Annotated in this window: 17 protein-coding genes and 1 pseudogene; 4 read left to right on the top strand and 14 right to left on the bottom strand. The window is 49.4% G+C overall.

The features are described 5' to 3' along the window. Window positions 1-3: 3 nt before the first annotated feature. The 7 genes from KGP25_RS24555 to KGP25_RS24585 all read right to left on the bottom strand — a co-directional run bounded on the left by KGP25_RS24555 (window position 4) and on the right by KGP25_RS24585 (window position 6,871). Window positions 4-612: an isochorismatase family protein gene (locus tag KGP25_RS24555; RefSeq protein WP_223540706.1), complete on the bottom strand. Its 609-nt coding sequence runs from the start codon at window positions 610-612 to the stop codon at window positions 4-6. A gap of 495 nt (window positions 613-1,107) precedes the next feature. Further along, window positions 1,108-2,646, bottom strand: a complete 1,539-nt coding sequence (locus KGP25_RS24560) for an IS66 family transposase (protein ID WP_223540663.1) — start codon at window positions 2,644-2,646, stop codon at window positions 1,108-1,110. A gap of 49 nt (window positions 2,647-2,695) precedes the next feature. Continuing rightward, complete coding sequence (gene tnpB, locus KGP25_RS24565) at window positions 2,696-3,043, bottom strand: IS66 family insertion sequence element accessory protein TnpB (protein WP_042922210.1); 348 nt, start codon at window positions 3,041-3,043, stop codon at window positions 2,696-2,698. After that, the gene (locus tag KGP25_RS24570; RefSeq protein WP_223540664.1) at window positions 3,040-3,420 is read right to left on the bottom strand and encodes a transposase; all 381 of its coding nucleotides are present in this window, start codon (window positions 3,418-3,420) and stop codon (window positions 3,040-3,042) included. The genes tnpB and KGP25_RS24570 overlap by 4 nt, the downstream gene beginning before the upstream one ends. Window positions 3,421-3,475: 55 nt before the next feature. Further along, a protein-coding gene (locus KGP25_RS24575; RefSeq protein WP_123060779.1) for an IS3 family transposase occupies window positions 3,476-4,821 on the bottom strand; the annotation gives its coding sequence in 2 pieces (ribosomal slippage) (window positions 3,476-4,336 and window positions 4,339-4,821; 1,344 coding nt in all). Between the two features lie 257 nt (window positions 4,822-5,078). After that, the gene (locus KGP25_RS24580; protein WP_223540665.1) at window positions 5,079-6,293 is read right to left on the bottom strand and encodes an IS91 family transposase; all 1,215 of its coding nucleotides are present in this window, start codon (window positions 6,291-6,293) and stop codon (window positions 5,079-5,081) included. Between the two features lie 8 nt (window positions 6,294-6,301). Continuing rightward, window positions 6,302-6,871 (bottom strand): hypothetical protein, encoded by a 570-nt coding sequence (locus KGP25_RS24585; protein ID WP_223540666.1) that lies wholly within the window; start codon window positions 6,869-6,871, stop codon window positions 6,302-6,304. A 561-nt stretch (window positions 6,872-7,432) separates the two neighbouring features. Here KGP25_RS24585 and KGP25_RS24590 point away from each other — a divergent pair. Next, window positions 7,433-8,023: a sigma-70 family RNA polymerase sigma factor gene (locus KGP25_RS24590; protein ID WP_223540667.1), complete on the top strand. Its 591-nt coding sequence runs from the start codon at window positions 7,433-7,435 to the stop codon at window positions 8,021-8,023. A 183-nt stretch (window positions 8,024-8,206) separates the two neighbouring features. Here KGP25_RS24590 and KGP25_RS24595 read toward each other — a convergent pair whose 3' ends face one another. From KGP25_RS24595 to KGP25_RS24625, 7 genes are all read right to left on the bottom strand, one after another. After that, window positions 8,207-8,683 (bottom strand): DoxX family protein, encoded by a 477-nt coding sequence (locus KGP25_RS24595; RefSeq protein WP_223540668.1) that lies wholly within the window; start codon window positions 8,681-8,683, stop codon window positions 8,207-8,209. Next, window positions 8,677-9,420, bottom strand: coding sequence for a DNA-binding domain-containing protein (locus KGP25_RS24600; RefSeq protein WP_223540669.1), 744 nt, complete (start codon window positions 9,418-9,420; stop codon window positions 8,677-8,679). Before KGP25_RS24600 ends, KGP25_RS24595 begins: the two co-directional genes overlap by 7 nt. A 1-nt stretch (window position 9,421) precedes the next feature. Further along, window positions 9,422-10,255, bottom strand: a complete 834-nt coding sequence (locus KGP25_RS24605) for a DUF692 domain-containing protein (RefSeq protein ID WP_223540707.1) — start codon at window positions 10,253-10,255, stop codon at window positions 9,422-9,424. A gap of 87 nt (window positions 10,256-10,342) precedes the next feature. After that, window positions 10,343-10,639 (bottom strand): DUF2282 domain-containing protein, encoded by a 297-nt coding sequence (locus tag KGP25_RS24610; RefSeq protein ID WP_223540670.1) that lies wholly within the window; start codon window positions 10,637-10,639, stop codon window positions 10,343-10,345. A 365-nt stretch (window positions 10,640-11,004) separates the two neighbouring features. Beyond that, window positions 11,005-12,219: an IS91 family transposase gene (locus tag KGP25_RS24615; protein ID WP_223540671.1), complete on the bottom strand. Its 1,215-nt coding sequence runs from the start codon at window positions 12,217-12,219 to the stop codon at window positions 11,005-11,007. A 216-nt stretch (window positions 12,220-12,435) separates the two neighbouring features. Continuing rightward, a complete protein-coding gene (locus KGP25_RS24620; RefSeq protein WP_223540672.1) occupies window positions 12,436-12,978 on the bottom strand; it encodes an NAD(P)H-dependent oxidoreductase in 543 nt (180 codons plus the stop codon). A gap of 106 nt (window positions 12,979-13,084) precedes the next feature. Continuing rightward, a protein-coding gene (locus KGP25_RS24625; RefSeq protein ID WP_223540673.1) for an IS1 family transposase occupies window positions 13,085-13,779 on the bottom strand; the annotation gives its coding sequence in 2 pieces (ribosomal slippage) (window positions 13,085-13,533 and window positions 13,533-13,779; 696 coding nt in all). Window positions 13,780-14,166: 387 nt separating this feature from the next. Between KGP25_RS24625 and KGP25_RS24630 the strand changes: the two genes are divergently transcribed. The 3 genes and pseudogenes from KGP25_RS24630 (at window position 14,167) to KGP25_RS24640 (ending at window position 17,038) form a co-directional block, all read left to right on the top strand. Further along, window positions 14,167-14,898, top strand: a complete 732-nt coding sequence (locus KGP25_RS24630) for a 3-oxoacyl-ACP reductase family protein (RefSeq protein ID WP_223540674.1) — start codon at window positions 14,167-14,169, stop codon at window positions 14,896-14,898. A gap of 62 nt (window positions 14,899-14,960) precedes the next feature. Then, window positions 14,961-15,725 (top strand): annotated as a pseudogene (locus KGP25_RS24635) (IS5/IS1182 family transposase). A gap of 119 nt (window positions 15,726-15,844) precedes the next feature. Continuing rightward, window positions 15,845-17,038: an MFS transporter gene (locus KGP25_RS24640; RefSeq protein ID WP_223540675.1), complete on the top strand. Its 1,194-nt coding sequence runs from the start codon at window positions 15,845-15,847 to the stop codon at window positions 17,036-17,038. The last annotated feature ends 224 nt before the right edge of the window (window positions 17,039-17,262 follow it).

Genomic DNA, 17,262 nt, shown 5'->3' on the forward strand with positions numbered 1-17,262 from the left:
CCTTTACTTTTGATTGTCAGGTTGTGGGGTAGTTTTCAACTGCCAAACCAGTGTGGCAAAGGGAATATCCAGCGCATTGTAGACATTGTGAGCTTTCGGATCGGTATTGCTTCCCAATAGTTCTACACCTGCGGAGGCATAATCCGTTAACGGTATACCCGCCACGGTCAGGCGCTGGATACCTGCCTCACGTTTGGCATCATTGAAGGTACCAGAAGCATCCAATACTACACGGGTATCAAATCCAGCAGCTTTAGCAGCAATCGCTGGAAATGCCGCACAAACTTCCAGTGAAACACCCGCAATCAAAATCTGTTTACGCCCTGTCTTTTCTATGGCTGCCCGAACAGCAGGATCATCCCAAGCATTGATTACTGTTCGGGTGATGATCGGTACATCGGGCAATGCAGAGGTCAGCTCAGGAATGGTTGGTCCCCACAGACCATCAGGCATAGTTGCCGTCATGATAACCGGAATACCCAATACCTTGGCCGCCTTTGCCAATGCCACGACATTATGTTTGAGGTCGGCCACAGGGATATCTCTCACACCAGTGAATAGACCTATTTGGTGATCGACCAGCACCAGAACCGTGTTATCACGTGACAACATTTCCAGCGACTGTGGTACTTGTTTAACCTCATGAGTCTTGCTGGATACTGTAGAATGAGTGGTGGCTGCCATGGCTTGTGCTCCTAATACGACGGAAAAAGTACCAGCGACTAACTGAGCGATAACTTTCTTAGGTAAATATGTTGACATTTTTTACTCCATATAACGTGAACGTGTTGAGGTTGAATGATACTTACCTCCTTGTTGTTTTGGAATTCAGAATATTTAAGACAATTCGTTTAATAAAATAGGACAATAAAAATTGTCCTAATATTGCTACACCTTTGCCAGCGCATTTTTGCCATCCAGATACGGGCTTATGGTTTCCATAAAGTGTCGTACCTTTTTCAACAATTGAAAAATTGGTGATGCCTCTAATTATTTGAATCTGATGTATAATACGGGCTTTTGAGGTTATCTCATGGCCAGCGTTAACGTTCATGGTTAGGAAAATGAATGTAAGCGTCCAGCGAGAACCGTATTGACGGGGATGTGTTATTCAGTTGGCAGCGCTACGCGCCAGGGGAGCAGTTCGCTGACCCGATTGATCGGCCAGTCAGCTATGACGTCCAGCACGTGACGGAGGTAGCTTTCTGGATCCACTCCATTCAGTTTGCATGTACCGATCAGACTGTATAGCAACGCTCCACGCTCACCACCGTGGTCCGAGCCGAAGAACAACCAGTTTTTACGACCCAGACTGACCATCCGCAGCGCATTTTCAGCGATGTTGTTATCGGCTTCGGCCCAGCCGTCTTCTGCATAGTACGTCAGTGCCGGCCACTGGTTCAGGGCGTATGCGAACGCTTTCGCCAGTTCTGAGTGTCGCGACAGGGTTTTCATCTTTTCACGCAGCCAGCTTTCCAGGGATTTCAGGAGCGGTTTCATTTTCAACTGACGTTCGGCAAGGCGCTGCTCCGCCGGCATTCCCCTTATCTCCGCCTCGATGGCGTACAGTTCGCCGATCCGTCTCAGGGCTTCCTTCGTCAGGGCTGACGGGGTACGAACATCCACATCGTGGATTTTACGGCGGGCATGAGCCCAACAGGCGGCTTCCGTTATCCGGCCATCCCGGTACAGTTCGTTGAACCCGGCGTACGCATCCGCCTGCAGCACACCGCTGAACCCCGCAAGATGGGTCTGCGGATGGATGCCTTTTCTGTCCGGGCTGTAGGCGAACCAGACCGCCGGCGCCAGCGCTGACCCGGCGTTGCGGTCGTCACGAACATACGTCCACAACCGCCCGGTCTTCGTCTTCTTATTGCCCGGCAACAGCACCTGGACGGGGGTATCATCCGCATGGAGTTTGCCGTCGGTCAGGACATAGTCCTGAAGCACCTCTTCCAGCGGTGACAGCAGCCGGCAACACGCATCCACCCAGCCCGACAGCAGTGAACGGCTCAGTTCCACGCCCTGACGGTTGTATATTTCAGACTGGCGATACAGCGGGGTGTGCTCTGCATACTTTGAGCTCAGCACCCGGGCCAGCAGCCCCGGTCCGGCGATACCCCGCTCGATGGGGCGTGAAGGCGCGGGAGCCTGCACTATAGCGTCGCATTTTGTGCAGGCATGTTTTTCCCGCACTGTGCGGATAACCCGGAAGGCGCTGCGCATCAGCTCCAGCTGTTCGGCTGCGTCTTCGCCCAGGTAGCTCAGCGAGCCACCACACTCAGGGCAGCAAGACTCTGCCGGCAGCAGCCGTTTTTCGTCACGAGGGAGTGATTCGGGGAACGGTTTGCGGGTGCGGGTCTGACGCAACGGGCGCTGTACTGCCGGGTCATCCGCCCGACCGGTCAGTGTATCGCTCTCTTTCTGAAGCCGGTTCAGATCGGCTTCCATCTGTGCGATACGGCGGGATACCTTTTCGGAGCGGCTGCCGAAGTTCATCCGGCGAAGCTTATCCAGCTGCGCCTGCAGATGGTCTATTTCACGCTCCCGGTTGCTCAGCTTTTCCTGCAGGGCGTGGATCAGCGCTTCCTGTTCGGCCAGGCGCTGTTTCAGCAGAAGGATGTCGTCAGGAGAGGTGTCGTTCATAAGCCCGCATTTTACCAGGCTTATTCTGTGACAACCAGGATAAAGAGACCTACAGCATGGTCAGGGAGGTCAGCAACCGCTTAGGCTGCCGCCAGTCGATACCTTCCAACAGCATTGCCAGCTGCGCCGGCGTCAGGAACACTTTGCCATCACGGGCCGAGGGCCAGGCGAAGCGGCCGCGCTCCAGCCGTTTGGTCAGCAGGCACAGCCCGTCGCCAGTAGACCACAGCAGTTTGACCTGACTGCCACTGCGGCCCCGGAAGATGAAGACGTGGCCGGACATCGGGTCATCTTTCAGCGCCGTCTGCACTTTTGCGGCCAGGCCGTTGAAGCCGTTGCGCATGTCAGTGATTCCGGCAACCAGCCAGATTTTTGTCCCGGAAGGTAACGGGATCATCGCTTCAGTTCCTGTATCAGCAGAGCCAGAAGCTTTTCGCTGACAGTGCCATTGAGGCGGAGCGTCCCGTGCCGGAACGTTACCTCACAGCTGATACTGAGGGTTTCCGGGTCCTCTGCGGGCGGTTCTGGCTGTACGGCAGCAGCATCGAGAGTCACAGGAAGTAGCTGGGGGCTCTCTGAAGAAGGTAATAGCAGCTTTCCCTCGCGCCATTGTTGGCGCCATTTGAACAACAGATTGGCGTTAATGCCATTTTCGAGCGCCAGTTTCGAGATGGATATTCCGGGTTCGCAGGAAGCAGCAACGAGCTGCTGCTTAAACTCAGGAGAATAATTAGGGCAGCCTTTACGCCTGCCGGGAGTCACATTTTTCTGCATCTCTGACACTTTGGTTCCCACTACTTATTGATCTGCGCCCCAGATCTTGGACAACTTATGCAGCCTGACTCAATCGATATTGTACCGGACTAAGACCGCCAAGTTTTTCCTTTATCCTCAATTGGTTATAATAATCAATGTAATCGATAATGTCTCGCTTTAAGTCATCCACATTTTTATATTCATTGAGGTAATAACATTCTGATTTCAATGTTCCAAAAAAACTCTCTATCACTGCATTATCAAGGCAATTTCCCCGACGAGACATACTCTGGGCGATGCCACTATCTTTTAACCATCGTTGCCAGCGTGACATCTGATATTGCCAGCCTTGATCGCTGTGCAATATTGGGTGTTCGTCTTTCGGCAACTGTTTCAGCGCATCCGTGAGCATAGTCTGCACCATTGAAGGTAGAGGGCGGTTAGCGAGGTTATAAGCAATGATTTCGCCATTATAAAGATCCATGATGGGCGACAAATACAGCTTTTTGCCATTCACTTTAAACTCAGTGACATCTGTGACCCACTTCTCGTTGGGGCGTTCTGCGTCAAACTGGCGTTTCAGGAGATTATCGCAAATTCGTCCTTGTTCTCCTTTATATGAACGGTACTTTTTGACGCGAATCAGGCTGCTAATACCCAGTTCCTTCATGAGTTTTCTAACGGTTTTGCCATTAAGTAAAACCCCCTCGTTACGACATGCCAGCCTGATGCGTCTGTAACCATAGCGACCTTTGTGCTGGTGATAAATTTTCAGCACAAGCGCTCTGGCAGACTGGTATCGGTCCGGAGCCGCAAGACGTTTTACATGATAGTAAAATGTACTCCGGGGCAGCCCAGCAACGATTAACAATCGGGACAATGGCCATTCCTGCCTTAGTTCACTTACAATGCTCACTTTTTCCTGGGCGCTGAGCATGTTTTCTGCTGAACCAAGGCCTTCAGCTTTTTTAAGTAGGCATTCTCGACCCTGAGTTGTTCAAGTTCCTCTCGCTCAACATCGGTTAATGCTGGCTGTGGTGGGACTGGCGTGATGCTTTTATCTGGCACTGGGATGATCTTTTGATTTTTTCGGGTGAAAGCATCCTCGCCATGTTTTCTATATTTTTCAAGCCAGGTACATACAGTACCAAAGGCTGGTATCCCATGTTTTACCGCAGTTTCACGAACAGAGAAGCCATCATCCACAACTTCTTTTACTACCATAAGTTTGAAATCAGCAGAGTAGCGTCCCTTTTTACCCGTAAGCACACCGATCCCATGCTCCCGGTAGGCATAAGCCCATTTTCTTACCGTGCAAGGGCTTATGTCGTACATCCTGGCTACAGATTTCAGACTCAACTCATCTTCCAGATACTTCTCTGACACTTCCTTTTTGAATTCCAATGAAAATTTTGCCATGCGCCCTCAGTTTTTGATCTGGTGTCTAACTTTTGGGGCGCACTACACTTATTTAGTGGACACCACTTTGTCGGATGCATCAGATTATGACCAGACGGCCCTCGCTGGACGCTTACAAATGAATCATCGTTTTGAAAATTTCCTGACCATGAACAGCAGTGTCAACAATGCAGTAATGATGCGCCATCGGGAACGTTATAGTCATAAAATGCTGTTTTTGACGTGTTTTTAACCCGTAACCCATATTTCAGACGCACTTATCCTGCAGCCTGTGCCAGAAGCCATCGTTTTCTGTCTATGTCATGCAGCCTTTCTGCCACTAATTCGGTCGTATGTCTCCCTGCCTGTGCACTGCTGAAGCGCAGCCGGTTGCCGCACAGAAGGCATTTGTACGGATCCGTGCGCAAAAATTCCTTCATCAGCACGGCGAAGCCCGGCTGCTCCGGTTTTTCCCGCGTCTCCATCTCCAGGGCTTCATACACTTTTGGCAGCAGCTCGCCCCGTTTACGATTTGACAAAAAACCGTAGTAACGCACCATCTTAAAATGCTTCTCCGGGATATGACTGATATAGCGTCCGATCATCTCTTCCTGGGTCAGCGTTTGCTGCCGGTATTGCTGTGTACGGTGGTCGTAATAATTGTGCACCACGGCACCACCGCTGTAGTGCCTCAGCTTCGTCGCCGACACCGGCGGTCGCTTCAGGTACCGGCCGAGGTATTTGACGCTCCGCCAGGCACCCCGGGTCTTCTTCGCAAAGTGGACTTTCCACCGACGTCCGTATTGCGCCTGCAGATAACGGCGCCACTGTTTTTCATCCCGGAGATGACCATGGCCGGGCAGGCTGGCGGGGTTAATCCGGTCATAGTTGTCCCGTAGCAGCTCCGTGACGGCAGTGCGCCAGATTTTTTCTACAGCCTGTTTTTTAAAGAAGATACTTTTCCAGACGCCGTGCTTCATGCTGAGCCCGCCGCGGGTGACGGAGACGTGAATGTGCGGATGCTGGTTGAGCTGGCGGCCACAGGTGTGCAGGGCGCAGAAGATACCGACCACCACGCCCTGTTTGCGGGCCCACCGTAACATGGCCCGTGTGGCGGCCTGAAAGAGCTGATTGAGCAGTGGCCAGTTGTTGTTAAAAAACGGCCACAGCAGGTGGGGCATAGTAAAGGTGATGTGCTGCCAGTCGCAGTCGGGGAGGATGTGGCTCTGCTGCGCCACCCACTGCTCCGTGGCTTTGAATCCGCAGGAACTGCAGGCCTTTGACTTGCAGCTCTGGCAGAAAAAGCGGGAGTGGGTGCAACCGGGTGACGAACAGCAAAAACGACGAACACCCATCTCAGTGGTCCCGCAGGCGAGCATGCGCTCAACGCAGAGACGGGTCCAGAGGCTGACGCTGTCGCCATTTGAACCGAGGTACCTGTTCCAGCCGTCATCGACGGTGAAGAGGAGTTTTGCGGGACGCGGGATATACATCCGGGGTATTACAGGCCGGGTATCTTGCCGGTGAAACTAAAATCGACATACTGCCCGCAGTCGCAGTCGCAGTCGCAGTCGCAGTCGCAGTCGCAGTCGCAGTCGCAGTCGCAGTCGCAGTCGCAGTCGCAGTCGCAGTCGAGTTCGTCGGGTCTGTCAGCCCAGTTGTCGGTGGATTTGTCCCATGGGTCGAAGGACACCGGCATTATCCCCAGCTCTGTACAGGTCATGAACTGATCCACGGGCATGCTTTCAGTCATTGCGCCATCGGTACAGTCGTATCCGGCCCTCTCAGCATCACCGGGATGCTGCTCAAAACCCCGGATAACCGTGACCAGGGGCGGATAGTTCAGCGTGTCGAGAAAAAACTGAGGCCCAAGGCGGACGCAGTGCTGTATGGCTTCTTCGGGACTGTCATAAAAGAACTCATGCGGGGTCTCATGGCCGTGCTCAGGAGGCGCGGAGACCATGAAACGTTTGGGGTAGCGTCGGTACGGGATACGCCCGTCAGCAGGAGACCTGCCGGGTTTTCCGGGTTTGTGCTGTTTACGTTTTTTCGGAGATTTGTTGCGCGGCATGCTGGAGATATCCTTCGGGTATTAACATACCGCAGAGTATAAGGCCGTGAGCCGGGCATGAACACCATCGGAACGGCAGAGCCGTGACGCTCGCCCTCTAAGGGCGCTACGTTCAATTATTACAATGAAAACCATCCGCACAGCGTGCTGCGATATCACTCCCCGAAATAATACCGGCGCTGCGGGCATCGTTAACTTAAGCTACAAAAGCTGTCTGGAGATAGCAGGTCAAGATCAATCTCTGATTAACGCTGGGCTTGCGTGCGGTTCCTGGTCTGGTGGAGTTGCAATCAATGGTGGTTATGCACGACAAGACCATCGGCTGGTATCCGACAATCCTCCATTACCACTAAATCTGCGTCATTACCTGGCGATTCACATTGCCGTACGTAAATTTTATTTTCCACGAGCTAAATATTTGTAATAATAACGAATATAAAATTTATTGGTCCGTAAGGTCTTCAAAGCTCCGCTAAGCATCTCTGAATCATTGCTGAAGTGAGCATGGTCTACATGTGTCTAATGCGCGTTTAAATTTCACCTTAAATAGGCAATACATTTATGCAGAATGTTCCACATGGAGCGGATGAGCTTAATTTCCTGATTGCGTTACGTGTACAAATGGTGAGGTTTGCCCAGCTGCAGTTAGGTGACCGCTGTCTGGCAGAAGATGTCGTTCAGGAGGCGCTGGAAGGTGCTATGAAAAATGCGTCCACGCTCAGAGGTGAAGGCGCCTGGAAAAGCTGGGTATTTGCTATTCTTCGTCATAAAATTGCTGATGAACTGCGACAGCGTTATCGTGCTTCCGAGCCGACACAAAGTAGTGCGCAGGAAGAACTGGATTTTGATATGCTGTTTGATGAGTCGGGGCATTGGGCCACAGGCGAAGAACCTAAACGTTGGCACATGCCTGATCAGGCAATAGAACAGGAAAAATTCTGGAAGATTTTTGAAATGTGTCTGTCAAATTTACCCGCGAAGCACGCCCGGGCATTCATGATGCGCGAATTCATTGGTCTTGAAACGCCTGAGATTTGCCAGGAGATGGACGTGTCCGTCAGTAATCTGAACGTTATACTGTGGCGTGCCCGAATGCGTTTACGCGAGTGCCTGTCACAGCGCTGGTTTGAAGGCGAGGGTATACATGCTTAATTGTATCAACGCAACGCGGCTGATATCTCAGATGCAGGATGAGAATTTAGCCGTTTCTCAACGGCTGGTACTGCGGTGGCATTTGCTGTGCTGCTCAGGTTGCCGAAACTTTTTGCATCAGCTTGACGATTTACGTGTTGTGAGCCGCGCATTTGCCATGGGTGATGACGGCAGTAACAAGCCTTAATAACGCCGCGATATTAAGCGGTCCAGTGAGACGCTGCCTGCGCCATATACCAGCAGGTACAATTGCGCACTTATCCATAAGGTATGCACAGTCCAGGCATCCGGATAGACGAATATCTGGATAACCATTGTCATCGTCAGCAATCCCAGCGCCGATAAGCGGGTAGCCAGTCCCAGTATAAGCAGCAGGGGCAACATATGTTCCGCTGTGGCTGCTATCGTCGCAGCAAGTTCCGGTTCCAGGAATGGCAGGCGATACTCATCACGAAACAAGGCTACGACCCCCTCTGTGAGGTTCGGAACCCCCAACTGCAGAGGTTGCTCGCCAAAGAGATCAAACTGGAATCCTTCAATTTTTGTTTGTCCAGAAAGCCAGAAAGTGGCGGCAAGTCCAATGCGGGCGATGATGGCTATAAGTGCCGTCTGACTCAATTGTTGCACAGTCCGAATGTAAGTGTGAATGATCTTCAGCATATATTTTCTCTTATTGTGATTATCAATCCATGCTGACGAAGAGTCAGCAGCGTTTGTCCCACATCGAGTTCGTGGTCTAATCCCTCACTCGCTTCGAGTGAAGCTATTAACGATTTGCCCAGTCGCAGGTTGTTGACAAAGTGCGCCTGGGCTGCGTTTACAGGCAAAATCCTAACAGCGTTTTGCTGGCGGAAAAGTAGAACATTTTCCGCCTGATACGGATCAATGGTTTCCGGCAGCGCTTCCTGATGGGCGCACCAGATTTGAAATATGGCATAAGGCGAAGTGATGACCCGCAAGGAAGGCTCAAGCATCAATCCATTGTTCTGCGGGTCAAACGCAGGGATTAACGCCGTTAGCTCTTTCTCGTTATCGAGAGCGTTCAGCGAATCAATGACAGAAAACTCAAGTTTTGCCAGATCTCCCAACCACGGCCAGTCAGCCAGCGGCTCAAAGGCCGCGATCCACGCAGGAAGATTTTCGCCATAACGAGCCAGCACAGAAGAAGAGGGCGGATGCTGGCGGATGAACGTGGCAGCCATAGCCCGGAAAAATTCACTTCCGACCTGCTCCTGCAGCACGGGAAAATTAGCAGCCAGCGCGTCGACGAGCGAAGCCATTACGTTGTTACGATATACTGAAAACCGCAGGGCAGGATCGCTGCCGTTCCATATCTTTAAGCCTGCCGGAGGATCTGCATCAGGATCCAGTAATGCATTGATGAAGGCGCGCTGCATGTTAATCTCTCATTAGCAGACATTGTTGAGCTCGCGCCGATTCTTGAAGCAGACGCGTTAGTGGTGGCACGTTGCCATCCCATTCAATCAGCGTGGCAACTGCGCCCGTGTGCTTCAGCGCTTCTTTGTATAACGTCCAAACCGGAACGCTCACTTCTTTGTCGTGTGAGTCAATCAACAGACGATCTCCGGCACCGTCAATACATTCGGTGTACCCCGCAAGGTGAATTTCTCCCACATGCTGCAAGGGGAGCTCCAGAAGCATGCGGTGCGCATCCAGGTTGTGGTTGACTGCGCTTACGTAGAGATTATTTACATCAAGCAGTAAACCACAGCCGGTGTGCCTTATTATTTCGCTGATGAATGTTGTTTCACTCATGGTTGAGGCACTGAACTCAACGTACGTTGATGGGTTTTCAAGAAGCATAGGGCGACGCAACGCATTCTGTACCTGATCTATATGATCGCAGACCCGCTCTAAGGTTTCCTTGGTGTAAGGCAACGGCAGCAGGTCGTTAAAAAAGGCGTTCCCATGCGTTGACCAGGCTAAATGTTCAGAAAATATTTTTGGCTGATAACGTTCCACGAGCGAGACAACTTGCGTGAGATGGTTTTCAACCAGCGGGTCTTCGCCACCAATAGAGAGGCCCACACCGTGGACAGAAAGGGGATATTTCTCACAGACTGCACGAAGTCCGGCGTGCATGGGGCCTCCTGCCACCAGATAATTTTCCGCATGGATTTCGACAAAACCAATATCCGGCTGGAGTCTGATAATGTCGTCATAATGCTCGGGCTTAAGGCCAATGCCCGCTTTCGCGGGCAAGGAGCAGATAACAGGAGCACCGGCTACATCATCAGAACAACTGTCAGCGGGAAAAGAGGCAGTATTTTGCACGGCATGTGCTCCAGTTCCAGCGGTTTAGGCTTTGTGTTTAAAGGAGTCGAGCTGACCAAAGCCAGTCGTTGACGTCGGAGATTTCAGGGTAACGCATGTTCCCGCCGGCACCATTTTCCAGGCATTGCCCTGATAGTCGACTTTAGAGGTCCCGGCGCAGGTCGTCCCGGCGCCAGCTTTACAGTCATTTTTACCTTTCAGCGATACGCCGTAGCACTTTTCCGAATTCGCGGTGGTTTCGGCATGAGCCGAAGAGCTGATGCCCGCCAATACGCTTCCAACGGTCAGCGCCAGTAAAGCTGCAGTTGTATTCTTTTTCATAATTATTTCCTTAATTTTCCAGTGTGAGCGTTTCGTCTTTCAGATATCAGAGCTATGTACTCCTTGCTAATAAAGTCGTTAGCGGTGCTAATTTCTTACAGAAAAAGTGGGAAAATTTTTAGCTGGTGTCGGATTCAAGTTCGCAGTGCAACGCTAAGCCGCCTTTCTTAGCTCTGCAAACACCAGCGAAGGTTACCTGAACCCCAGACTCTTGATGGTTAGGAGACTGGAAAAGCGTTTTAAAAATATCCTGACCATGAACATAGTCTTTTGGAGCGCAGTGATGGCGGGTGGTAGTGACGCTAATGGCGATAAAATTCGGTTTTCGGTGCCTTTTTAACCTGAAACCCATTTTTCAGGCGCACTTATCCTGCAGTCTGCGCCAGAAGCCATCGTTTCCTGTCGATGCCGTGCAGCCTTTCTGCCACCAGTTCGGTGGCGTGCCTGCCGGCCTCTGCGCCGCTGAAGCGAAGCCGGTTGCCGCACAGAATGCATTTGTAGGGATCCGTGCGCAGAAATTCCTTCATCAGCGCGGCGAAGCCCGGCTGCTTCGGCTTTTTCCTCGCTTCCATCTGCAGGGCTTCGTACACTTTCGGCAGCAGCTCGCCCCGTTTCCGGTTAGACAAAAAGCCGTAGTAGCGCACCATTTTAAAATGCTTTTCCGGCACGTGGCTGATGTAGCGCCCGATCATCTCTTCCTGAGTCAGCGTCTGTTTCCGGTGCTGCTGCGTCCGGTAGTCGTAATAGTGGTGCACCACGGCGCCGCCGCTGTAGTGCCTGAGCTTTGCCGCCGACACCGGCGGTCGCTTCAGGTACCGGCCAGGGTATTTGACGCTCCGCCAGGCGCCCCGGGTTTTCTTCGCAAAGTGGACCTTCCAGCGGCGCCCGTACTGCGCCTGCAGGTAGCGCTGCCACTGCTTTTTATCACGGATATGCCCCAGCCCGGGCAGGCTGCCGGGATTAATCAGGTCATAGCTGTGGCGCAGCAGGTGGATGACCGCCCCGCGCCAGATTTCCTCTACAGGCTGCTTCTTAAAGAAGAGGTCGCGCCATACGCTGTGTTTTATATCCAGCCCGCCGCGGGTGACGGACAGATGAATGTGCGGGTGCTGGTTGAGCTGGCGGCCACAGGTGTGCAGGGCGCAGAAGATGCCGACCTCCACGCCCTGTTTGCGGGCCCACCGGAGCATGGCGCGGGTGGCGGCGCGGAACAGAGCGTTGAGCAGGGGCCAGTTGTTGTTAAAAAAGGGCCACAGGAGGTGAGGCATGGTAAAGGTGATATGCTGCCAGTCGCAGTCTGGGAGGATGTGGCTCTGCTGCGACACCCACAGCTCCGTGGCTTTGAAGCCGCAGGAGCTGCAGGCCTTTGACTTACAGCTCTGGCAGAAAAAGCGGGAGTGGGTGCAGTCGGCCGGTGCGCAGCAGTAACGGCGAACGCCCATGGCAGCGGTGCCGCAGGCGAGCATGCGCTCGACGCAAAGACGGGTCCACGGGGTCAGGCTATCGCCGAACTTATTGATGAACAAATTCCAGCCGTCATCGACGGTGAAGAGGAGTTTTGCAGGGCGAGGAATATACATGCCGCAGAGTATAAAGCCGGGTTCGGGACATGCAATCCATCGGAACCGCGAAGCGGTGACGCTCGCCCTGCAAGGGCGCTACTGTTCAGCTTGCAGGTACGAACGAAGCAGCCTGGTGGCTGCAAATCGTAATCGGTTAGAATGGCGTCAATTATCGCTCCCCTAACCGAAGGTCAGCCCTTTTCTGCCCGTTCCACTGAGCGTCAGACCCAGAATTTATTGGCCAATTGACCGGATGAACTCAACATACTCATTGGGTGTTTCTGTCGGCTTAAATTGATCGGCATGAATGACGTATGGATCAATAAAACGCATTTTGCAGGTTCTCGCCGTTTGCACGAAAGGTACCATGAAGTCGTAAAACCAATGCATGTTGTAGCCATCTGGGCCATAGGAGCTTTTAGAGCCACCCGTTGTCGGAGCGAGCAACAGCGACTTACAAGCAAGAGCATAATCTTTACCTTCCACGCCTCCATGATGTGCCCAACCGTTTAGTAAGATGTCATCAATCCACTGCTTCAATAAGCTTGGAGTGGAATACCAATAGAAAGGAAATTGCAAAACGATGGTATTTGCCGTAAGCAACTTTTGGCGATCTTCTTCTAGCTTATCATCAGGCAGACCATTATAGGTTGCATGGCGGTAGCGCTCATAAAGATCAAGAACTTCAATGTTCTTCTCGTTGGAAAGTTTTTCCACCAGACTTTTATTTAAAATAGATTCTTCGAGATTGGGATGTGCAACGACAACAATGATCATTTATCGAGATGCCTTAGAGATAAAAGTTAATTTATATTATGATAACTGTACTGGGGAAAGCTTTCTAGGGTTTACTGAAGTGTCTGAAAAAAGGTAGTGCATCCAATTAGTAGAACATGTATTTTCCGATAAACGCTCCGATCACTTTTTCGTGGATCTCAACTGAGCGTGAGAAGCAGATTGTTTTACGAGCCAATCGCTTAATGCGGGTGCGGAGCGTCAGGTTATTACGCTCAATGCGTTGGGTGAATATTTTGCCGGTCAGATGCTTATCCTTCGGCACCTCCCGGCCATAGCTGCCCCAGTCGTCGCAGGTGATCATGCCGATGTTGAATGGTGTAAGCAGTGCCAGTAGCTCCCGGCAGGTTTTATCGGTTCGAGGACCGAAAGTGTAGGCCAGTACACCGCCTGTTTTGGTGTTGTACGCGTACCAGAGCCAGTGCTGCCGGGCTTTACTGCCAACGAAGCTCCATTGCTCATCAAGTTCGCAGATAAGCGCCACATCAGCATGGGCAACAGGCGAAGACGTTATTCGCTTTGGCGCGAGTTTTTTAAAGTCCGGATGACGGTGTTAATGCCAATTTTCAGTGTTCTGGCGGTATCGCGAACCCCGACACCATTGAAGGCCATTTCAGTGATCTGCTCTTTAATACCCGGCTTACGCGCTTCATAAGCATAAGTGAGCTGAAACACATGGTGGCAGTCACGGCAGCGAAATCTGTCATGGCCTTTAGGGTTCTGACCATGGCGGTAGACCTGTGCAGACTGACAACGGGGACAATGAACGTTAACGCTGGCCATGAGATAACCTCAAAAGCCCGTATTATACATCAGATTCAACTAATTAGAGGCATCACCTGGAAAAAGTGTCCGGTTAACTCGACCAGAACAGGTCACTGATGACAGGAACGAGTGGCGTTTGCTTGCTGAAGAGCTTTCCCTGTTGCCGGGAATGACCGATACAGGACACCAGGGATTTACCGTTTTATATAATGTGTAATTTTAATTGTTGCACTTTACTGATTTTATGGTAATAATATAATTTTAAAATTGTTTGAATTATTTATTTCTTTGCAAGAAGAAACAACAAAGGAAACTACAAGATAATTTTCAATGTGTGTTATTACTTAATTAAAAATTAAGTAGTATCCGAATTAATTTCTACTAAGTTTAATGAAAAGGTTAAGTATGAAAGAATTTGATAAAAAGGTTGCATTGGTCACTGGTTCTTCTCGCGGTATTGGCGCTGCTATAGCAATTGAATTAGCGAATAAAGGTGCTAACGTAGTATTAACGTATTCATCTTCAAAAGATAAAGCTGAATTATTATTAAATAAAATAAAAGCAATGGGTTCTGATGCAATGCTTTTAAAAATGGATGCAAAGAACCCATCAAGTATGTCAAAGCTAATTGATTCGGTTAGCGAAAAATTTGGAGGGATTGATATACTGGTAAATAATGCAGGTGTGTTTAATGCTGTTGGTTTGATAGGCGATATTGATGAGTCTGAATTTGAATTTCAGTTATCGGTTAATGTTCGTTCGGTGTTCAGTCTTACTCAGGCGGCAGTGAAAAAGATGAAACCTGGTGGAAGGATTATAAACATTAGTAGTATGGTTGGTGAAAGAGCTGCATTTCCTGGTTGTAGTGCTTACATAATGACTAAGTTTGCAATTTCAGGATTAACTCGTGCCTGGGCACTAGATTTAGCTTCAAAAGATATTACCGTAAACGCCGTTTTACCAGGGCCGATAGCAACAGACATGACTGCTGGTTTTCAAGGAGCAGATCAAACGCCAGCGTTGAAAAGATTAGGTACACCAGAAGAAATAGCAAATGTAGTTGTGTTTCTTGCCAGTAGTGCTTCAACATTTATGACTGGTGCTTTGGTTACTGTTGATGGTGGTGCTAATGCATAATAATAACCTATCCCAGAAGGGATTGTCAGAATGTCTTAACTGGTAATTTCTGAAGGGAAAATATTGCAGGCAGAAAATGGTGGATTAGCGATAAAGCTTTGGGAAAAATGACATCATTTATCCTTGAGCGCAAAACCAATCATCTGTTCGGTACTCACCGTAAATGAGCTGCCATGTATGTTATATTCTTCGTTCTCAGGAATGATTGCCAGTGGAATGCCACCGGGATATGTTCATCGATTCCTGTACACCGGTGTTTACAGGAATGGTGTGACATCGGTATCTTTGAGTGCTTCTGGCAGAATGGTTTATTTGCTTATGAACATTAGGACGGTATTGGTTGGTCATGGTTGTCAATGGACGGCTGCATGACCGGATCACTGCATTCAAGAACAAAAACAGGCAGCAATCAGTTAGAAACAAGGTGTAAAGCGTAGTCTACTGATGGATGGTAACGGGTTTCTTTTATTGCTGATTGTTGCATCAGCAACAACGTATGACATCAAACTGGTTGTGGAGAAGACCGATACTCTTCAAACGGGGGGGCTGGGACAAAAAATCAAGTTTTGCCTGGACAAAGGTTGCTAATAGGGTTGGTTCTAAAGAGTTGCTGTTACGAGCCGCATATCCAGCCCCGTAAAGAAGAGTTTGATGCCAGTAAAAACTAGGACTTCAAAGTCCATCGCTACCGTTGGGTTGTCGAAAGAATTCGTAGTTGGATGAATCACTTTATCCGGGTACTGACCAGATGGGAAAAGAAGACCGAAAATTACGAGGCCAATTTGCCTGGGGTTTTATCGTCTGGAATAAAGTCTCTGTTTAAATGATACAGGCTCCGCCCTTTAAGATATTACACTAATCTATAACACAAATGAATAAGTAGGTTCATATATAGTGTATGAATGATAGTTAATTGATTTTTAATACAAGGATATAGGGAGAGAGAATGATTTCAAAAACTAATATTGTTAATGCTAGTGTAAATAGTCAGCATTTACCACTCAGTGCGCTTTTGGCACTATCAATAGCAGCATTTTTGACACTATTGACCGAGATTATACCAGCTGGATTGCTCTTGTATATTTCCGAAGGATTAGATGTTTCCGAGAGTATTGCCGGTCAGTTTATAACAGTTTATGCTGTAGGGGCACTTATTGCAGCTATTCCTATGACTGTATTTACTCAAGGAATACGTCGGCGCCCATTACTATTAACTGCGATATTAGGATTTGCGCTTGTAAACCTTATTACAGCAGTTTCTGATAATTTCATTTTATCTATCGGTGCACGATTCTTTGCCGGCATTTTCGGTGGTCTCGTCTGGTCGTTACTGGCAGGCTATGCAGTACGTATGTCGCCATCTCAGCTAAGTGGGAGAGCTATAGCAATTGTATCGGCAGGTGCGACGATAGCATTAGTACTAGGTGTCCCGTTTGGTTCAGTACTGGGGAGAATAATTGGCTGGCAAGGCACTTTTGGACTGATGAGTGCTTTGGCAATTTTACTTATTATATGGATAATAAGTATTGTACCTGATTTCCCGGGGCAATCCAGAGAACTGCGTCAGTCGTTAATAAGTGTCTTTAATAAGACAGGTATTTGCGCGGTGCTTTTTGTTGTCATGTCTTTCGTTCTTGCCCACAACATTCTATACATTTATATCGAACCCTTTCTGACAATGTCAAGTTTATCAGCGAATGTCCATATTGTTTTATTTGTTTTTGGCTTTGGCTCAATCATTGGATTATGGTTCATTGGTGTAATGGTAGATCGTAAGTTGCAATTTCTTGCAGTAGCAAGCATTATTATTTTTGGACTTTCTGCTTTTCTTCTCGGATTATGGGGACATTTTGAGCAAATAGTTTATCCTTCAGTCTTCATTTGGGGACTTTCTATTGGAGGCTTTGCGACTATTACCCAAACAGCATTATCGCGTTTTTCTGGTAACTCATTTGATGTGGCCCAGTCTATGTATACCACTGGCTGGAATATTGCTGTTGCATGTGGCGGAGTTGTCGGTGGTATTTTACTTGATACGATAGGACCTTCATCTTTTGCCTGGGCTGTAATCTTAGTTCTAGTTTTTTCTTTAGTAGGTACAGTTTTTGCTATGAATAAAAAATTGTCAAAAATGAACTGAAGCGGGTAACGTGAAGCGGGTAACGTCTCTAATTAGTTGAATTCGATGTATAATACTCGCTGAACGATCAAGCCTGGATAGAGCAAAAAATGGTTCTGTGGTAAGAAAACTGGCGGGATATAGTCGTCTTGACGGTGAACCTGCTGTAAAAGCGATGAATCAGATGTACATGGCTAATCGATTATTTATTAACTTCTTTCAGCCATCGTTCAAGCTTCTGGAGA

The organism is Enterobacter sp. JBIWA003 (assembly GCF_019968825.1).
In the GTDB taxonomy this organism is placed as follows: Bacteria; Pseudomonadota; Gammaproteobacteria; order Enterobacterales; family Enterobacteriaceae; genus Enterobacter; species Enterobacter quasiroggenkampii.

Coding starts and splice junctions, on each gene's coding strand:
- KGP25_RS24555 (WP_223540706.1), bottom strand. CDS start 612: ATGTTGTCACGTGATAACACGGTTCTGGTGCTGGTCGATCACCAAATA.
- KGP25_RS24560 (WP_223540663.1), bottom strand. CDS start 2,646: ATGAACGACACCTCTCCTGACGACATCCTTCTGCTGAAACAGCGCCTG.
- tnpB (WP_042922210.1), bottom strand. CDS start 3,043: ATGATCCCGTTACCTTCCGGGACAAAAATCTGGCTGGTTGCCGGAATC.
- KGP25_RS24570 (WP_223540664.1), bottom strand. CDS start 3,420: ATGCAGAAAAATGTGACTCCCGGCAGGCGTAAAGGCTGCCCTAATTAT.
- KGP25_RS24580 (WP_223540665.1), bottom strand. CDS start 6,293: ATGTATATCCCGCGTCCCGCAAAACTCCTCTTCACCGTCGATGACGGC.
- KGP25_RS24585 (WP_223540666.1), bottom strand. CDS start 6,871: ATGCCGCGCAACAAATCTCCGAAAAAACGTAAACAGCACAAACCCGGA.
- KGP25_RS24590 (WP_223540667.1), top strand. CDS start 7,433: ATGCAGAATGTTCCACATGGAGCGGATGAGCTTAATTTCCTGATTGCG.
- KGP25_RS24595 (WP_223540668.1), bottom strand. CDS start 8,683: ATGCTGAAGATCATTCACACTTACATTCGGACTGTGCAACAATTGAGT.
- KGP25_RS24600 (WP_223540669.1), bottom strand. CDS start 9,420: ATGCAGCGCGCCTTCATCAATGCATTACTGGATCCTGATGCAGATCCT.
- KGP25_RS24610 (WP_223540670.1), bottom strand. CDS start 10,639: ATGAAAAAGAATACAACTGCAGCTTTACTGGCGCTGACCGTTGGAAGC.
- KGP25_RS24615 (WP_223540671.1), bottom strand. CDS start 12,219: ATGTATATTCCTCGCCCTGCAAAACTCCTCTTCACCGTCGATGACGGC.
- KGP25_RS24620 (WP_223540672.1), bottom strand. CDS start 12,978: ATGATCATTGTTGTCGTTGCACATCCCAATCTCGAAGAATCTATTTTA.
- KGP25_RS24630 (WP_223540674.1), top strand. CDS start 14,167: ATGAAAGAATTTGATAAAAAGGTTGCATTGGTCACTGGTTCTTCTCGC.
- KGP25_RS24640 (WP_223540675.1), top strand. CDS start 15,845: ATGATTTCAAAAACTAATATTGTTAATGCTAGTGTAAATAGTCAGCAT.